7 protein-coding genes, 1 tRNA gene and 3 rRNA genes are annotated in these 20639 nt (G+C 31.3%); all 11 read right to left on the bottom strand.

From position 1 onward, the window contains the following. Positions 1-1306: 1306 nt before the first annotated feature. The 11 genes from lpdA to rpoH all read right to left on the bottom strand — a co-directional run bounded on the left by lpdA (position 1307) and on the right by rpoH (position 20590). Positions 1307-2725 (bottom strand): dihydrolipoyl dehydrogenase, encoded by a 1419-nt coding sequence (gene lpdA / locus C530_RS00595; protein ID WP_014895032.1) that lies wholly within the window; start codon positions 2723-2725, stop codon positions 1307-1309. Between the two features lie 20 nt (positions 2726-2745). Next, complete coding sequence (gene odhB, locus C530_RS00590; protein ID WP_416352724.1) at positions 2746-3948, bottom strand: 2-oxoglutarate dehydrogenase complex dihydrolipoyllysine-residue succinyltransferase; 1203 nt, start codon at positions 3946-3948, stop codon at positions 2746-2748. A 42-nt stretch (positions 3949-3990) separates the two neighbouring features. Then, entirely contained in the window at positions 3991-6639 is a 2649-nt protein-coding gene (locus C530_RS00585) for a 2-oxoglutarate dehydrogenase E1 component (protein ID WP_014895030.1), read from the bottom strand. 30 nt (positions 6640-6669) lie between these two features. Next, positions 6670-8103: a glutamate--tRNA ligase gene (gltX, locus tag C530_RS00580; protein WP_014895029.1), complete on the bottom strand. Its 1434-nt coding sequence runs from the start codon at positions 8101-8103 to the stop codon at positions 6670-6672. Positions 8104-12133: 4030 nt separating this feature from the next. Then, a 5S ribosomal RNA gene (rrf, locus tag C530_RS00575) occupies positions 12134-12250 on the bottom strand. 25 nt (positions 12251-12275) lie between these two features. Next, a 23S ribosomal RNA gene (locus C530_RS00570) occupies positions 12276-15148 on the bottom strand. Between the two features lie 24 nt (positions 15149-15172). After that, a tRNA-Ile gene (locus tag C530_RS00565) sits at positions 15173-15245 on the bottom strand. A gap of 43 nt (positions 15246-15288) precedes the next feature. Then, positions 15289-16829 (bottom strand): 16S ribosomal RNA (locus C530_RS00560). Together the 16S, 23S and 5S rRNA genes with 1 tRNA gene alongside form the textbook arrangement of a ribosomal RNA operon. A 2523-nt stretch (positions 16830-19352) precedes the next feature. Next, entirely contained in the window at positions 19353-19502 is a 150-nt protein-coding gene (gene rpmG, locus C530_RS00555; RefSeq protein WP_014895027.1) for a 50S ribosomal protein L33, read from the bottom strand. A 16-nt stretch (positions 19503-19518) separates the two neighbouring features. Beyond that, complete coding sequence (gene rpmB, locus C530_RS00550) at positions 19519-19734, bottom strand: 50S ribosomal protein L28 (RefSeq protein ID WP_014895026.1); 216 nt, start codon at positions 19732-19734, stop codon at positions 19519-19521. A gap of 13 nt (positions 19735-19747) precedes the next feature. Further along, on the bottom strand, positions 19748-20590 hold the full coding sequence (gene rpoH, locus C530_RS00545) for an RNA polymerase sigma factor RpoH (protein WP_014895025.1): 843 nt from the start codon (positions 20588-20590) through the stop codon (positions 19748-19750). Positions 20591-20639 lie beyond the last annotated feature (49 nt).

The raw sequence follows: 20639 nt of genomic DNA, 5'->3' as shown, positions 1-20639 counted from the left end.
ACATACGACTACAAACTACAAAACCCCAACCCCAACCCCAACTGCCAATTGCCAATTTTTTCCTTTTCCTTCTTTTTTTTTACAACTTCTTACTTGTTTTTTAAAAACAACTACACAAACCAGCAATCTTTTACTTTCTTTTAAAACAACTACACAAACCAGCAACCTTTTTAAAACTCTTACACCATATACTACTACAACACATTTACACAAATCATCAAATACACAACTACAACACATTACCACATCACCTAACACAATAATAATAATACTAAATACAATACAATTTCATTTTTCATGTAATACAAATACACACATTATACACCTTTCACCCAATTCCATTCATAAAAAATACAAATAAGTTACTATTTTTTTCTTTTTATAATACAACACTTTTTCATTTAACCACGAACTGTTTTACAACCACCAACCTTTTACAATCTCACATAATACACAACCACAATACCTTTACTAATTATGCCTAACACAAAACACACAACTATTTAGTAATACCAAATACCATCACTTAACATCTATTTTTATATATTTCTATCATTAACAACAGTAATAATACAATATTTTTTACAACAACCTTTATACCACATTTACAACAACCTTATTTACAAACAATACTAATATACACAACTTCACTTTCTCTATACAACTAATAAGTAATAACCAATTTTAACAACTAACAACTACTAAGTAATAACAAAAAACAAAACTCTAAACAACCTCACAAAAAAAAACTCTTTAATACAACAGCTTAAATCTTTAAAGCAACCTAAAACCTCTAATAAAAAACATAACAATAAAAACAAAGAAGAAAAACTAACAACAAAACTTAAAAATATTACATAAAAAACAAAAGCAAAAAAAAACACAAAATAAACATACACCATAAAACAAACAAAACAGAAAAAACAGTTAACATCTTAATCAAAAAAAAATAAAAAAAAAAGCACAAATTTTAAACACAACATAGAATATCTTAAATAGTTATCAACCAAATTATGAAAATTATTAATAATAACGTTTTACTTCTAACAACAAACTGTTAATAAAATTAATATATCAATAACAAAAGTTTTTAATGTACAAGCAATAAATAACCTGTTATAAAAAGTCTTTAAAGAAATAAACTGTTAATTTTTAACTTAGTACATTCTTAGTTTTTTGTATTAACTAATGGCAACAATACAAAATAAAATTTACCCAAATTTGTGAAAGAGAAATATATACTCTATTAATAATAAACAACAAGTATATGTAACAACTAATTTCCATTCTATGAAATTAAGATTAATTAAATATTATGAATCGTATTGCCTAATGATGCAGTACAAGCTGCTTCGTGTATTGCTTCTGAGAGAGTTGGATGAGCAAAGCAAGTTAAAGCTAAATCCTCTGCACTTGAACTAAATTCCATAGCAATAACACCCTGAGCAATTAATTCACTAGCATTGTGGCCAATAATATGCACACCCAAAATTATATCGTTAACATCTGTAATTATTTTTACAAGACCTTGTATTTCATTACTTGTCCTAGCTCTACCACAATTAGCAAAAGGAAAAATACCTATTTTGTAATTTTTTATGCCATATGAAATAAGCTGCTGTTCATTTTTGCCAACCCAAGCTACTTCTGGACTTGTATAAATTACCCCTGGAATAGTATCATAATTTAACTGTACCTGATTCCCTGCTATAAGCTCAGCCACCATTATGCCTTCTTGAGCCGCTTTATGTGCTAACATAGGACCCCTAACAACGTCTCCAACAGCGTAAATTCCTGATAAATTTGTTTTGCATTGTCTGTCAACTTTAATAAAGCCATTAGTGGCAATAACTAGACCACTCTCTTTATCTATTAACGATTGTGTAAAAGGCATCCTACCAATACAAACTATCAACTTATCAAAAGTTAAGCAATGCTCACCAAAATGATCTATAAATCTAACTTTTACTTCGTTATTTACAATTTCACTACCAATAATACGCACATTAAATTTTATATTTAACCCTTGTTTTTTTAAAATTTGCGATATTTGTTTTGATAAAGAAAAGTCAATAACTGGTAATAACTTATCTAAAGATTCAAATATAGTAACTTTGCTACCTAGCCGACTCCAAACTGAGCCTAATTCTATCCCAATAATACCTGCTCCGATTATACCTAAACGATTAGGTACCTCTTGTAAATTTAAAGCAGCTGCAGAGTCTATTATAGTATCGCCGTTAAAAGGGACCTGATTTAGGCAACGAGGTATAGATCCTGAAGCAATAATAATATTCTTAGCTTTAAAATTACAAAGCTTACCTTTATGTAACACTTCTACTGTTTTTTTTGTTAAAATCTTACCAGATCCTCTTAATACTACAACACCATTAGCTTTGAACAAAGCTGCAATTCCATCATTTAAGCTATAAACAATTTTATTTTTATGCCTGATCATTTTTTTTACATTTATACTAATATTTTCAAAATTTATACCTATTTTTTCGAAATTCGCCTTAGCATCAATAAACTTATGTGATATTTCTAATAAAGTTTTTGAAGGTATACACCCAACATTTAAGCAAGTACCGCCATAAACAACTCTTCCATTATTCATCCATTGTTCAACACAAGCAGTTTTAAGTCCTAATTGCGCAGATCTTATTGCAGCGACGTAACCAGCTGGACCTGAACCTATGACAATTACATCAAAAAGAGATACCATATTTGTTTTTCTCATTACAGTTAAATGTTTAATATAAAACGAATGGGTTGTTCTAAAAGCTCCTTAACAAAAAATAAAAAATTAACTGCATCTTTTCCATCAATAAGACGATGATCATACGACAAGGCTAAATACATCATAGGCCGTATAACTATTTCTCCTTTTAAAACTACAGGACGGTTTTGAATTTTATGCATTCCCAAAATAGCAGTTTGAGGGGGATTAATAATAGGAGTAGAAAACAGAGATCCAAAAACTCCTCCATTACTTATCGTAAAAGTTCCACCAGTTAATTCTTTAATACTTAATTTTCCATCAACACCACGTTTCCTAAAATCCATAATTTTTTTTTCTATTTCTTCTATTTTTATAGAATCAGTATGCCTTAAAATAGGAACAACTAAACCCCTATTTGTAGAAACTGCTATTCCTATGTCTTGATAATTATGATAAACAATTTCTTTATCATCAATAACTGCATTTACTTTTTTGAACTGTTTTAGCGCCACCGTACAAGCTTTTACAAAAAATCCCATTAACCCTAGCTTAGTTCCATGTTTCTTTTCAAATAGTTCTCGATATTTTGTGCGTATTTCTAATATATTACCCATATCTACTTCATTATAAGTAGTTAACATTGCAGCATTTTTTTGAGCTTTCACGATACGTTTAGTAATCGTCTGACGTAAACGACTTAATTGTACTCTTTTAACTCCAATTTCATTAATACTATATTTAACATTTTCTTTTCTAATATTTACCCTTTTATCTTGTACTGTGCCATTCTCAAATAAGTTTTCAACATCTATACTAGTCTTAGCCTTACGTACCTCTGGTGAATAACTTTCTTCTAATTCTATTGCTTGTTTATAAAACTGTTTTAATTCTTGTTTTTCTGATTCATCTACCTTTTGCTCTTTTTTACACAATTTTTGCTGTTTGATGTTTGTGCTTGTGCTTGATGAACCTGAACTATAAAAACCTTCTTCTTTTTGTGCTACAATAATACCTAACAATTGCTCGGATTTGCATTTTTTACCTACTGGTATCTTTATAATTTGAAGAAACCCTTCAGTTGGTGAAACAACCTCAAGCAAAACTTTATCCGTTTCTACTTCAACAATAAGTTCATATGGTGAAATTTTATCACCAGGTTTTTTATGCCAAGTAGCAACAGTACCTTCATTTACAGATTCAGGAAATCTAGGGGCTTTTATTTCTATATATTTAATCTTTATTATCCTTTTTATTTTATTAGCTTTAAATTAAAAAAATGCTTCTTTTATTAAATTAGCCTGCTGTTTAAGATGTGCATCAAAATAACCAGATGCTGGTGCGGATGCAGAGGTACGTCCTACAAATTTTAGTCTTATCTTAAGTTTCTTATTTAAAAAGTATTTTATTTGATACCAAGCGCCTTGATTTTTAGGTTCTTCTTGACACCAAATAATATGTTCACACTTAGAGTAAATAGATATTTTTTTTATAATACTTTTTTCTGGGAAAGGATAAATCTGTTCTATTCTTAAAATAGCTGTTTCATAAATATTTTTTTCTTTACGATAAGCAACTAAATCGTAATATACTTTACCTGATGTAAGTATTACCCTTTTTACTATATCTGGCTTGATCTTCTCCGTTTCTCCAATTACTGTTTTAAATCTTCCATTAGATAAATCTTCAAAACTTGATCTTGCATATTTGTGCCTCAATAAACTTTTTGGTTGCATCAATATTAATGGTTTACGGTTTTTTCGTTTTGCCTGACTACGTATTAAATGAAATACTTGTGAAGGAGTTGTAGGAACACAGACTTGCATATTTTGTTCCGCACATAACTGAATAAATCGTTCTATCCGCGCGGAAGAATGTTCTGGACCTTGACCTTCATATCCATGCGGCAGTAATAAAGTTAGACTGCATAAACTTCCCCACTTATTTTCCCCTGAAGATATAAATTGATCAATAACTACCTGGGCTCCATTAGCAAAGTCACCGAACTGAGCTTCCCACGCTACGAACATATTTTTTGATGTAGTAGAATAACCGTATTCGAAAGCTAGAGCTGCTTCTTCTGAAAGAGAAGAATCTACTATCGTAAACTTATGTTGCCCTTTTTTTATATGTTGCAGAGGCGTCCACCTCGCTCCATCTTTTTGATTATGTATTACTGCCAAACGATGAGAGAAAGTTCCTCTTCCTGTGTCCTGTCCTGTTATACGTATTCCATATCCTTCATCCAATAACGAGGCATATGATAACAGCTCCGCAAAGCCCCAATTTATTTTTATACTATTACTACTTACCAATTTACGCCGATTTGAGTAAATCTTAGCAACTTTACTTTGAACTTTCAGTTCACCTAAATCGCACAATTTTACAGCTAATTCACGCATACGCTTCATTGAAAATGATGTGTCATTTAAATCCTCCTCATGAAATTTATACATACTTCCAGTTGTTTTTTTATAAGCTTTATTATTAGAATCATAATTTAACTTATGACGATATAAACTCACCATTTGTTTTACATCACTTTTTGATATTAAACCTTGTTTTAATAAATGTTTTGAATAAAGTTCACGTGTTGTTGGATTATTTTTTATTTTTTTGTACATAATTGGTTGCGTTATTGATGGCTCGTCTGCTTCATTATGGCCCCTACGCCGATAACATATCATATCTATTACCATATCTTTTTTGAATTTATTCCTATAATCAACTGCTATTTGAGTTACATATTGAACCGCTTCTGGATCATCTCCATTTACATGTAAAACAGGATAATTAAACATTTTTGCAATATCACTACAATATTTCGTAGATCGTGCATTATGTTTATAAGTGGTAAAACCTATCTGATTATTTATTAAGATATGTAACGTACCCCCCGTATTATATTCCTTTATTTTTGATATTTGTAATGTTTCCATTACTACACCTTGCCCAGCAAATGCTGTGTCACCATGTACCACTACAGGTAATACTTTTGTCGTATCATTCATATAATCTTGTCTAGCACGAACTGCTCCTTCTATTACAGGATAAACAATTTCTAGATGTGATGGATTAAATGCTAAGTTCAACTTCACATCACCACCTTTTGTCTTTATATTTGAACTTAAACCCTGATGATATTTAACATCACCCGAATATGCTTCATATATTTGTTTTCCTTCAAATTCCTTTATTATATCAGCTGGGCTCTTCCTCAAAATATTAACTAATACATTTATACGTCCTCTGTGGGCCATACCCATAAATATTTCTTTAATGCCATAATTACCAGCTCTTTGTATTGTTTCATACAACATAGCAATTAAAGTTTCTCCACCCTCTATACCAAACCGTTTAGTACCAGGAAAATTACTAGATAAATAAGCTTCTAATGCTTCAGCTGCAGTAATTAATCCTAAAATATGCAAGCTTATATTTTTTTTTTGTGAATATTTATTGAGTACAGATTCAAAACTTTGCTCTAACCAGAATATCTCCACATTATTTAAAATGTGCCTAAATTCACATCCTATAGAGCTGCAATAAGTTTTATCCAAAACATCAATAATTTCTTTTAATTTTGATTTATTTTGACCTACTCCATTATTAAATGCTTTGTTTAAATCTTTTATATTTAACTTGTGTAATGACAATTGAATCGCCTTTACTTTATTTTTACCACTTATTGGATTTATATGTGCCTTTTTATGCCCCATATAGCGATAATTTGTTATAAGTTTCAAAACGCTCATTTGTTTTATTGTGTTTTTTTCACATGTTTTTATAGTTTTAAACCTGCATTCTTGTTTAGTAATATAGTCAAAAATTTGCCGCCATTCTTCAGTAACATTACCTTTATTTTTGTATTGTTCGTATAGTTCTTCTAAATAACTAACATTATCTAATGCTATTTTCATATTTTTTATACCTTATTTGAATAATATTCTTTATTTGTTTTCATGTTTTAGTGTTATACCTCCTATTAATTTTATTGCCTGCTTTATGCGTATACGAGTTATATCTTTACCAAGAATTACTATAGTGTTAATAACCGATGTAGAAATTAATCTTCCATTTATCGCAATAAAAATTGGAGCTATTATTGTTTTCATTTTCATTTGTAACTGGTTAGATACTTGTTTTACCTTATATAATATATTTTGTTTGTCCCATTTTTCTATATATTCTAATTGTAACCATAAATGTTTTAGTACTTTTATTTGTAATTTTTTTTTCAAAGCAATAACTTTAAAATCTTCCTTTTTTAATTTAGGTAATCCATAAAACACTTGTTCTGATAAATGAATAATATCCGTTAAAATTTTTATACGAGGTTTAATTGTTGGTAAAATCTTATGTATATAGTCTTTAGCCCATTCATACATAACCTGAATTAACGTTTCATTTTTCATTGACCGTATATAAATTCCATTCAACCAAGATAATTTGTCTAAATCAAATATTGGACCTCCTAATGATATACTCTTTATATCAACTTTAGTTTTCATATTTGTATTTTTTCTATACCATTTAGTCGTTTTTACACCACCTAAACTACCTAAGTAGTTTATTATTGTTTGGGGTAAATAACCCATTTTTCGATAAAATTCAATAGAATTATTTTGTTTTCTCTTAGATAATTTTGATTTATCTGGATTACGTAATAATGGTAAGTGACAAAATTCTGGCTGTTTCCAACCAAAATAATCATAAAGCAACTTATGTTTTGGAGTTGAAGTTATCCATTCTTCACCCCTTATTACGTTAGTAATCCCCATTAAATAATCGTCTACTACATTAGCTAAATGATAAGTAGGTGTTCCGTCAGATTTTATTAAGACTTGTGAATCAATCTGATCCCAATTCATTGTTATACTACCCCTTAATACATCATAAAATACGCATTTTCCTTTATTAGGAACCTTTAGTCTTATTACATAAGGCCAATTGTGTTTTTTACGAAATTTTAATTCCTTATAATCTAACTGTAAATCTTTTTCTTTTAATGTTTTATCAACTTTACATTTACGCAATTTTTCTAGTTCTTCACTTGTACGATAGCATTTAAATACTTTACCTACTTTTATTAATTTCTCAACATATTTATTATAAAGATTGTTCCGTTCGCTTTGTCGATAAGGTCCGAACTTTCCTCCGATATCTGGCCCTTCATGCCATTGAATCCCTAACCAATGTAATAACTCTAAAATTTTGTTTTCAAACTTACTTTTTGATCTTTTACTATCTGTATCTTCTATTCTTAGAATTACTTTTCCATTGTTTATACGAGCAAAATAATAATTTAATAAAGAAATATATGCTGTACCTATATGCGGTGTACCTGTAGGTGAAGGTGCAATACGTGTGCGTATTTTTTTCATAATCTTCTTAATTTCCTTCACAATCTATTTGTGGCTATACTGTTGCTTTTTTTTTATCGAATTTTATCATTATTCAGCTTCTTGTATTTTATCCCGTTGCTTATAATTTTTCTAAGCTATGTTTTTCCATTATCACTATATTTTTTATATAACGATTTATGCTTAATGCCTTTAATTTTTTCATTTTTCAACGTTCATTGCTAATACATGTTTTTACCAAGTTTATTGTTCTTTTTGTACTTCACTTCTGTATATCTTCCAGTTTTCTTTTCACTATACTATATCCTTTTCTACTCTTCTTAATTTTTACTGCTGTTTTTTTTTGACTTTTTGTTTTTTTATATATACTTGTTAACCATTTTCTTTTTTTTACTGCTGTTATATCTTAAACTCTACATTTTGTACTTTTTCTGATAAAAGATTTAAACAATTTATTCTTATTTTTTTTTCTTTTTTTTTTTTAAGCTGTTCTTTTTTTTGTTTTTGTTTTTATGTGTTAAGCTGTTAGCTGTTAGCTGTTAGCTGTTTGCTGTTTGCTGTTTGCTGTTTACTGTTTAGTTATTATGGTTTTTCTTTTCTTTGCTGTTATGTTTTTAGCCGTATTCTGTTATTTTTTCTTTTAGTTTTTGTTGCTTTTTTTTTATTTCTTTGTTGTTTTTGTCTATTTAAAGCTGTTTCTGTTATATTACTCGTTCTTTCTTTTTAGTTGTTATGGTTTTTATTTGTTATTATGTTTTATCTATTAGAGCTTATTTGTTAGTTAGTAGAGGTTAAAGGTTGCTTTTAAGATTTAAGAGGTGATGTTTTATCTATTAGAGCTTAGCGGTTAGCGGTTAGCGGTTAGTTGTTAGTTGTTAGTTGTTTGTTGTTTGTTGTTTGTTGTTTAGCGGTTAGCGGTTAGCGGTTAGCTTGTTTTGATGTTAGAGTTTTAATTGTTTAAATGTTTGCTTGTATTATTTATTATTAGAGGTTTGTTGTTAAATTTGTTGTTTTTTTAGATTTTTGTTTGTTTTTGCTTTTAAGACTTTTGAGGTTTGAGTTGTTAGGTTTGAGGTTTGAGTTGTTAGGTTTGATGTTTGATGTTTGATTGTTGCTTTTATTGTTTATTAGATTTAAAAGAAGTTGCTTTAAAGATTAAAGATGTTTTTTTTTATCTGTTAGTTGTTGTTTTTTAGAGTTTACTTATTATATTTTATATGTTTTGATGTTAGAGGTAAGAGTTTGTATTTAAGTCTGTTAGAGGTTTATTTATTTGATGTTTTGAGGTTGTTTTTTAAGAGTTTGATGGTTTGATATTCTCTTTTTTCTTTGCCGTTTGGATTTTTGAGTTAAGTTAGAGTTTTTTAATTCTTTTTGTATTTTCTTTTTTGTTAGATCTTTATTTCTTATCTGTTCTTTTTGTTTATTGTTTTGATTTTTTATTGTTGTATATATTCTACTAACTTTTTTTTTGTATGTAATTTCTAATTTTATGTATTTCTTTTTTATTTGTTGTATATTAGTAACTCTAATTAGTGTTGTATATAAAATATAAATTTATTTATTAGATGTAGGTTGTTGTAAGTAAAATATAGAAATAGTTGTTAGATGTTGTTTGATATTTGTTAAAAAGTTGTTGCTTTAAAGAGGATAAAATATGTTATATTTGTGGTATGTTTGTTGGAAAAGTTGTTAGGTTAGTGAGAACATTAAACATAGTTGTGTTAGGAATATGTTAGTTGCTTAATGTTATTTTGAAATGTAAAAGTGGCGTTATTTATGTTTTTTTTTGTTTTGGTTAAAGAACTGTTGAATCAATTACATTTGTAATAACTATATACTATTACACTTTATTATTATAAACCGTATTAATTGCTATTTGTTTATATAATGTTTTGTAGTATTAAGAATTACAACTACCAAACCTTTTTTTAAAGCAACCATTTAAACAACATAAAACAAACCTCTAACAGATAAAAAACAAAACTCTAACATCTAATTAATAATCCTCTACCATCTAACAACAAACCTACAATATACAACTATACGACCTATAAATACAACCTTATACAAATATAATTAACAAGAATACAAACTCAAATAAATAAAGCAAAAACAAACTACAAACTACAAACTACAAACTCTAAAAGCTTTAATCTTTAAAGCAACCTTTAACCTCTACTAACTAACAACTAACAGATAAAATCTACAAATCAACCTACTTTCTAAACAACCAACATCTTTACTCTACTTTCTAAATAACCATATAACATCTTTTTTTTACCACAAAGATCTAACAAACAATAACAAATAAACAATCCTAACACCTAACACCTAACAACTAACAACTCTAACCTCTAACCTCTAACCATTTAACAAACATCGAACAAACATCAACAATCAACATCTAACCATAAACCACCTACCACCTACCACCTACCACCAAGCCTAACAGCAAACAGCTAACAGTAAACAGCTAACAGCTAACAGCTAACAGCTAACATCAAACATCAAACATCAAACATCGTATACATAACCTATAACAGCAAAATCTTAAATAAACAACATTACCACTTTTAACAAACAAAGCGAATTTAAACCAAACTAACAATAATCGTCTATTAAATACAAACTTATAATTATGTAGCATAACATCTTATTGATCCTAACTAATTTGTTTTCAAAAATAAATAACTTTTTCTTATTTTTACAACAATAACACCTATTACTACTAACTTTTAAACTGCATATAACATTTTTAAACTGTACACAAAACTAACGTTTAAATAACATATGCTATCAACTAACCAACATTCAAACATCTACCAATTAATAAATATTACAAGCTTCCAACTACCAACTTTTCTCTAACATCTAACATCTAATTACCAACCTCTACTAACCAATTTACCAACAAACACTAACATCAACTTCTCTAACCATTTAACTATTTTTCTTATACAACTCTTTCTTCAATTATGCTACTAACTAAACAAATCCCATCTAACTAACAATACCAACAACATCTACTTATCTAACTTCCATTTAAGAATACAACTATTATGGTAAATGAACTTAAGAATACAAAAGAGGATGGTTTATATATAAATAAATATATGACAAATACGAATTTTAAGAAGTTAAAAACAAAATACTAAATAAACTAACAGATAACAACTTATAAACTATCCAAAATCAAACCACCCAATCTTAATGTTTTTAAAAACAAACAACAGATAAAGAGTTATAAAAAATCAACTAACCCAACTTAAGAAGTTAAGAGAATTTTTTTTTTCTTATTGTACAACGAACTCTTACTAATAATAAACAAATTACAAGTTAAAAGTTAAAACATCATCTTATGTAGTTTATACAACAAAAAATAATCTTTAAAGTTTTAAAAAATAAATTAAGAATACATAATACAACAATAAATTTAATTAAAGCTTTTAATAAAGAAAACATAACCAATGTATTAACATATAATTAAGTTAAAAATCATAACATACAGTACATACCTACTTAACGTAAACCCGTAAATATAATACATATCAAGTACTATACATATACATCACAAACACATTTTATAAGTATAAAATTATATATTTTTTTTCACAAATCACATACTCTAACTACATAACACACTCCACAATACATATTTCTTTTCCACCTCTTTTTTTTCTAACTTCCTCTTTTTTCTGCTTTTTCCACACTTACCCCTGCTTTCTTTTTTCTGCTTTTTCCACACTTACCCCTGCTTTCTTTTTTCTGCTTTTTGCTTTTTCCTCTACTTCATCTACAAAACTACATCTTATTAACTATAAAATTAATTTTAACGATACAATTTATTAAAAATGAAACCAATTATTTAAATACTTTATACAACAGAAAAATAATAACACATAACTAATCTAAAAAAACATAACTATAAAAAAATATAATATAAAACAAGCAATTAGTATTTATTTTTTAGATCTTCGTATAAAAAACGTATATAAGTATTAAACATATAAATTATGATTATACAAACATAAGTACTTAACAATTACTAGCCTGACGATAACCTACTCTCACATGAGGAGAACCTCATACTACCATAGGCGTTAGGTGATTTAACTTCTGAGTTCGGAATGGTTTCAGGTTGGTCCCACAAACTATATTCGTCAAGCTATTTTTTTATACTTAACATATATATGATAAAGCCTCACGGACTATTAGTACACGTTAGCTTAAAGTGTTACCACTCTTACACACCGTGCCTATCAACCTCGTCTTCTTCGAGGGCCCTTTAGGGTTTTAACCTGGGAAGTCTTTTCTTGAAGTTGGTTTCCCGCTTATATGCTTTCAGCAGTTATCCATTCCGAACTTAGCTACCCGGCAATGCCATTGGCATGACAACCGGAACACCAGAGGTTCGTCCACTCCGGTCCTCTCGTACTAAGAGCAGCTCTTCTCAAACTTCCTACGCCCGCGGTAGATAGGGACCGAACTGTCTCACGACGTTCTAAACCCAGCTCGCGTACCACTTTAAATGGCGAACAGCCATACCCTTGGGACCTGCTTCAGCCCCAGGATGTGATGAGCCGACATCGAGGTGCCAAACACCGCCGTCGATGTGAACTCTTGGGCGGTATTAGCCTGTTATCCCCGGAGTACCTTTTATTCGTTGAGCGATGGCCATTCCATACAGAACCACCGGATCACTAGAACCTACTTTCGTATCTGCTCGACTTGTTTGTCTCGCAGTTAAGCACCCTTATGCTCTTACACTATTAATACGATTTCCGACCGTACTTAGGATACCTTTGCGCTCCTCCGTTACTCTTTTGGAGGAGACCGCCCCAGTCAAACTACCCACCACACACTGTCCTTACACCGGATAACGGTATAAAGTTAGAAAGAAATTAAAATTAGGCTGGTATTTCAATATTGACTCCATACAAACTTGCGTTTGTACTTCATTGTCTCCCAGCTATTCTACACAAACAATAACCACTTTCAATATGAAGTTATAGTAAAGGTTCACGGGGTCTTTCCGTCTAGCCGCGGGTATACTGCATCTTCACAGCAATTTCAATTTCACTGAGTCTCGGATGGAGACAGTGTGGCCATCATTACGCCATTCGTGCAGGTCGGAACTTACCCGACAAGGAATTTCGCTACCTTAGGACCGTTATAGTTACGGCCGCCGTTTACTGGGGCTTCAATTTAATGCTTTCACATTTCCTCTTAACCTTCCAGCACCGGGCAGGCGTCACACCCTATACGTCCGCTTACGCGTTAGCAGAGTGCTGTGTTTTTAATAAACAGTTGCAGCCACCTGGTTTCTTAGGCCGATTTTTGCTTTAACTGGTCTAGTTTATACAATATCTCGGCGCACCTTCTCCCGAAGTTACGGTGCCATTTTGCCTAGTTCCTTCACCCGAGTTCTCTCAAACGCCTTAGTATGCTCTACCTAACCACCTGTGTCGGTTTATGGTACGGTCATATGTAATCTGAAGCTTAGAGGTTTTTCCTGGAATTTTGGCTTCAACGACTTCACTGTTCGTCTCATACCTTGGTTTTATTAAGAAATCGGATTTACCTAACTTCTAAACCTACATACTTAAACCCAGACAACCAACGCTGGGCCCGCATAGCCTTATTCGTCACCCCATCGCAATTACATATGGTATGGGACTATTAACCCATTTTCCATCGATTACGCTTTTCAGCCTCACCTTAGGGCCGACTAACTCTGCTCCGATTACCGTTGAACAGAAAACCTTAGTTTTTCGGCGGGGATGTTTCTCACATCCCTTATCGTTACTCATGTCAGCATTCGCACTTGTGATATCTCCAGAACATTTTTCAATATCCCTTCACAGACCTACACAACGCTCCTCTACCGCCTATATTTTCTATATAAACCCGTAGCTTCGGCACTTAGTTTTAGCCCCGTTATATTTTCCGCGCAGGTGAACTTGACTAGTGAGCTATTACGCTTTCTTTAAAGGATGGCTGCTTCTAAGCCAACCTCCTAGCTGTCTTAGTCTTCCCACCTCGTTTTACACTTAACTAAGATTTTGGGACCTTATCTGACGGTCTGGGTTGTTTCCCTTTCCACTATGGATGTTAGCACCCACAGTGTGTCTCCTATGCTGTTATTCTTGGTATTCGAAGTTTGCATCGGTTTAGTAAATCTATAAGACTCCCTAGCCGTAACAGTGCTCTACCCCCAATTTAACTACATAAGGCGCTACCTAAATAGCTTTCGAGGAGAACCAGCTATCTCCGAGCTTGATTAGCCTTTCACTCCAATCCACAAGTCATCCGAGTCTTTTTCAACAGACACCGGTTCGGTCCTTCTATTAATGTTACTTAACTATTCAACCTGCTCATGGATAGATCGCTCGGTTTCGGGTCTATTTCCGGAAACTATACAGCCCATTTAAGACTCGGTTTCCCTGCGCCTCCCCGATATGGTTAAGCTTGCTACCGAAAATAACTCGCTGACCCATTATACAAAAGGTACGCAGTTACCTAATTATATTAGGCTTCCACTGCTTGTACGCATATGGTTTCAGGATCTATTTCACTCCCTGTGCTAGGGTTCTTTTCACCTTTCCCTCACGGTACTAGTTCACTATCGGTCAGTCATTAGTATTTAGCCTTGGAGGATGGTCCCCCCTTTTTCAGTCAAGGTTTCTCGTGCCCCGACCTAATCTAATTCACAAATACTTAGTTTTAACTTACAGGACTATCACCTACTATGGTACAGCTTTCCATCTGTTTTTATTAACTTATATTATTGCTTTATGGGCTTTTCCCTTTTCGCTCGCCACTACTTAGGGAATCTCTTTTGATTTCTTTTCCTCAAGGTACTTAGATGTTTCAGTTCCCTTGGTTAGCTTCTGTAATTTATATATTCATTTACAGATACTGATTACTTTCAGTAGGTTCCCCTATTCAGACATCGCCGGATCATAAGTTACTTGCCACCTTCCCGACGCTTATCGCAGGCTGTCACGTCTTTCTTCGCCTCTGACTGCCTAGGCATCCACCATATGCGCTTATTTGCTTTATCTTTTTAATTTTATACATTCACTCTTGGGTCTGGGCAGACTTGAACTACCGCCCTCACCCTTATCAGGGGTGTGCTCTACCAACTGAGCTACAGACCCACTACTTGTTTTAAGTACTTCTTTATTCATAAAGACTTTTTTTTAAGGAGGTGATCCAGCCACAGGTTCCCCTACAGCTACCTTGTTACGACTTCACCCCAGTCATGAACCACACCGTAGTGACTGTTCTCCTGTTTTTTGGTTAAACTTGCCACTTCTGGTGCATTTCACTTCCATGGTGTGACGGGCGGTGTGTACAAGGCCCGAGAACGTATTCACCGTGACATTCTGATTCACGATTACTAGCGATTCCGACTTTATGGAGTCGAGTTTCAGACTCCAATCCGAACTAAGACAATTTTTTTGGGATTAGCTTCATGTTACCATTTTGCGACCCTTTGTTTTTGCCATTGTAGCACGTGTGTTGCCCTACTCTTAAGGGCCATGATGACTTGACGTCGTCCCCACCTTCCTCCGGTTTATCACCAGCAGTCTCCTTAAAGTTCCCGCCTTATGCGTTGGCAACTAAGGACAAGGGTTGCGCTCGTTACGGGACTTAACCCAACATTTCACAACACGAGCTGACGACAGCCATGCAGCACCTGTCTCAAAGTTCCCTAAGGCACCCTTCCATCTCTGGAAAGTACTTTGGATGTCAAGAGTAGGTAAGGTTTTGCGCGTTGCATCGAATTAAACCACATGCTCCACCGCTTGTGCGGGCCCCCGTCAATTCATTTGAGTTTTAGCCTTGCGACCGTACTCCCCAGGCGATCAACTTATCGCGTTAGCTACGCCACAAAATTCTTTAAGAATCCAACGGCTAGTTGATATCGTTTACAGCGTGGACTACCAGGGTATCTAATCCTGTTTGCTCCCCACGCTTTCGCATCTCAGTGTCAGTGTCAGCCCAGAAGGTCGCCTTCGCAACTGGTATTCCTCCAGATATCTACGCATTTCACCGCTACACCGGGAATTCTACCTTCCTCTTCTGCACTCTAGTTTGTCAGTTCTTTATTCCGTTCCTATGTTAAGCATAGGGCTTTCACATAAAGCTTAACAAACCACCTACATGCCCTTTACGCCCAGTAATTCTGATTAACGCTTGCACCCTCCGTCTTACCGCGGCTGCTGGCACGGAGTTAGCCGGTGCTTCTTCTGCGAGTACCGTCATAGTTATAACTTTTTATTTTCTAACTTTTCTTCTTCGCTGAAAGTGCTTTACAACCCAAAGGCCTTCTTCACACACGCGGCATGACTGGATCAGGGTTCCCCCCATTGTCCAATATTCCCCACTGCTGCCTCCCGTAGGAGTCTGGGCCTTTTCTCAGTCCCAGTGTGGCTGATCATCCTCTCAGACCAGCTACGGATCGTTACCTTGGTAGGCTTTTACTCTACCAACTAGCTAATCCGGCATGTAATTTTCTAAAAGCGCAAGGTTGATTTTTTTTATCAAGCCCCTGCTTTATCTCGTAATAATTATGCGGTATTAGCGTACGTTTCCGTACGTTATTCCCCACTTTTAGGTATATTTACATGTATTACTCACCCGTGCGCCGCTTGCCAACCTGTATGATGCCGCTCGACTTGCATGTGTTATGTCTGCCGCTAGCGTTCAATCTGAGCCATGATCAAACTCTTTTGTTAGATCTTTATTTCGTCTTTATAATATATGAAAACCTAAACAAGTACTCACTTTTATATTATCTATTAATTACACAATTTTTCATTATTTATGCTTCCAACTATTTATTTCATATTCTGTACTTTTACTTTTTACAAACTATTACTGCTTTTAAAAACTTACATACCTTAATTTTTATTTTACTCTATTGTTTTGACTTCACCTGCTATCAACATCTACACATATTACTACTAACTACAATTTTTCACTTTTACACATCCTCATACTGCTACTTCTTGCCTTCACCTATTCTCTATTCTACCCTTTCTCTCTTTTTACCTTTCCTCTTCCTTTCTACCCCTATTACCTTACTACCTCTTTTTACTTTTTCTCTGCTTTTTCTACCTTTTACTCTCTTTACTTTATACAACTCCTTTTAACTACCTTAACTTTTTTTCCTAACAAACCTTTTTCTTTTTACTTCTTTGCACTTTACTTTTACCACCATTTCCTAAACTCTTTTTTTTATTAACAACCACAATCTTTTCCTTTCTTTTTTTTCCTCTATTTTCTACTCTCTAATTTCTTTTTTTACACCTATCCTCTATCCTTTACTAACAATTTCCCTTCTCCACCTATTAACTATTTTCTAACTTTTAATGTTTTTTTATCTTACTTTTGCATTCTATCAAACATATATTTTCTATCTATTAATTTTTACGTATATTTTAACTTTAACCACCTTTTTCAATTCTTTTTACTAACTAACTATTTAATAAACTAATATGAGATTTACTAACTACTAACTACTAACATTTTATCTATTATACATTCTTTCTTTTTCTACTTATCTTCTATTCCATTTATCATGTTATCGCTTTTACACAGCATCACAAACTATACTTTTTCTTTTACAAAATTATTTTTTTTATTAACAATGTACAAATTACACCTTTAAAATCTTTTAACAATTTTACACGAATCAAATATTATACCTTTTTGTATTTTTATAAACCTTTTTAACTATTTAAATCTATTTTAATTTGTTTTTGTATTAGTATTAGTATTAGTATTAGTTTTAGTTTTAGTTTTAAATTTAGTTTTTATTTTTATTTTAGTTTTAGTTTTAGTTTTTATTTTTATTTTTAGTTTTAATTTTTGTTTTTGTTTTTGTTTTTGTTTTTGTTTTTGTTTTTGTTTTTGTTTTTGTTTTTGTTTTAATTTACATATAAGGTTAGTATATTTAACCTATAGTTTATTGTCAAATAATAACTAAGTTTAGTAATATATTTTAAATGAATATATCGTTCATAACATACATACAATATATGTATCTCGTTTTCTTTTTTTTTTATTAACCAATTTTACACTTTAGACAATCAATTTTGTTTTCAATAATCACCTTCAATCTTTTATCATCTACAACACCATCCGTACTCCTTTATCAACCAATACTTACCTACTTCTACCTTATATTAATTACTATACCCCTTTTTAAATACCTTGAACAACTACAATTAACCCTTTTTACACAAACTAAAAAAAAATAACAAACATACACTCTCTTTACAATACAACAAATACCACTATAATTTCTTTACTATACATATGCAATAACATGCAAACTTCGCAATTAAAACCTTTTCAATTTTTAATAATAAATACACAATACAATTCATATATAACAAGAACATAAATTCTTTACATAGTAACAACATATTTTTATATCACATCCTTGAATTATAAACAATCAATTAACATTAACTACACTTTCTTGCTTCTTAAAAGTCATTTATACATTTTTATAACAAACATCTGAATTACCCTCTACACACATTTTTGTTTTAACTTACCACTTTTAACAAAACATTTATCTTTTTTTTTTAATCATATACTACTTACAAGCACTACTACTCAACCACTTATTGCATCTACTACTATATACTAATTTCATCTAACTTTTTCATAAAACAATTAAACCAACTATATACATTTTTTTTAACAGGTACAAAGTCCATTTTTTTTAACAAACAACTTTGTATTAAAACAAATAAGAAAGACATAAATTTAACATTAACAAACTCACAAACTCACAAACTTTTAAATAATAACTTAATTACTCATCTTAACATATAACACAAACTATTTACACAAAACCTCTAATTTAACTACTTTATACTGAATATTTAAATATTAACAAATCATAAAGCATATGATTTAACACAAATGTCTAACATAAATGCTAAAACAGATACTACACTACTAAAGGCTAAAGGCTAAAGGCTAAACTTTTACAACTTACACCTATTATCATATAAAAATACAAAATAAATAAGAATAACAACTATACTAAAGCATAATTTTTTTTACATAAAAACTTTTAAAGCAAACTACTAAAATAAAAAAAAGCAAACCAAGCAAAACTTTCTTAAACTACAGAGATAAATAAGAATTAGAAAAGAAACAAATTATTATTAAAAAGTAATATAAATTCTTGTTAAGTTACGAAAATAATAGCAAAATAAGTTATTAGAGAAATAAATATTTTATTTAGATTCCCGATAATTCACATGTCTACGTATTATAGGATCATATTTTTTTAAGTTTAATTTCTTTTTATTTTCTCGTTTGTTTTTATAAGTTGAATAACAGTGACCCGTGCCTTTAGTTGAAACTAACTTTATCTTTTTTCTCACTACACCATCTCCAGACTCATGTTTTTATTAAGACTTTTTCTATACCATATTTATCTATTATCCGCATACCTTTTGTAGTTATATGCATTTTTATATAGCGTTTTTCTTTCTTTATCCAAAACCTATGTTTTTGTAAATTTGGCATAAACCTTCTACGTGTTTTTCTATGTGAATGAGAAACATTATTACCTTGCATTGGCTTTTTATAAGTTATTTGACATCTTTTAGTCATTTTAAATCCTTAGCTATATATAAGTTGATATGTTAATATAATTTTTTATTTTTTTTATGGCACGTTGTTCTAATTGACGAATCCGTTCAGCTGATACACCATAAATATCAGCTAATTCATGTAATGTTGCTTTTTGTTCGTTCAACCAACGTTGTTTTAAAATATCTCTTACGCGTTCATCAAGTTTATTTAAAGCAACATATAAACGTCTATAAGAATATCTTTCAAAATCAAAATTTTCAAACTGAAGAGCAGGATCAAATCGTGAATCCTCTAGATAATTAGAAGGATTTTTATAATTGTTCTTTTCTTCTTTTTGTTTATTATCAAATCCATAATCTGTTGATGACAATCTACACTCCATCTCTCTTACTACCGTGGGCTTTACGTTTAGGTCCTTTGCTATTGACTTTATTTCCTCTCTATTTAACCAATTTAAACTTGTTTTTGCACATCTTAAACTAAAAAATAATTTCCTTTGAGATTTTGTTGTAGCTATTTTTACAATTCTCCAATTTCTTAAAACATATTCATGTATTTCTGCTTTTATCCAATGTATAGCAAATGAAACTAAACGAACACCATGAGCAGGATCAAATCGTTTTACTGCTTTCATTAGTCCTACATTGCCTTCTTGAATTATATCAGAATTCTGTAATCCATATCCTGAATAACTACGAGCTATATGAATAACAAATCGTAAATTAGATATTACTAAACAACGAGCTGCATCTAAATCTCCTTTATTTCTTAACCTTCTTGCTAAATCATACTCGTCTTGTGCAGAAATTATAGGAAAACCTAAAACTGTTTTAATATAACCTTCTATATTCGTTTCTGGATAATTTTGTATCATAGCCTACTCCTTTAAAAACTTTTGTTTACTCCTATATTAGTTGAAATTA

This window comes from Candidatus Portiera aleyrodidarum BT-B-HRs (genome assembly GCF_000300075.1).
Lineage (GTDB): Bacteria > Pseudomonadota > Gammaproteobacteria > Johnevansiales > Johnevansiaceae > Portiera > Portiera aleyrodidarum.
This window is presented reverse-complemented; position numbering and strand designations above follow the sequence as displayed.

Coding starts and splice junctions, on each gene's coding strand:
- lpdA (WP_014895032.1), bottom strand. CDS start 2,725: ATGGTATCTCTTTTTGATGTAATTGTCATAGGTTCAGGTCCAGCTGGT.
- C530_RS00585 (WP_014895030.1), bottom strand. CDS start 6,639: ATGAAAATAGCATTAGATAATGTTAGTTATTTAGAAGAACTATACGAA.
- gltX (WP_014895029.1), bottom strand. CDS start 8,103: ATGAAAAAAATACGCACACGTATTGCACCTTCACCTACAGGTACACCG.
- rpmB (WP_014895026.1), bottom strand. CDS start 19,734: ATGACTAAAAGATGTCAAATAACTTATAAAAAGCCAATGCAAGGTAAT.
- rpoH (WP_014895025.1), bottom strand. CDS start 20,590: ATGATACAAAATTATCCAGAAACGAATATAGAAGGTTATATTAAAACA.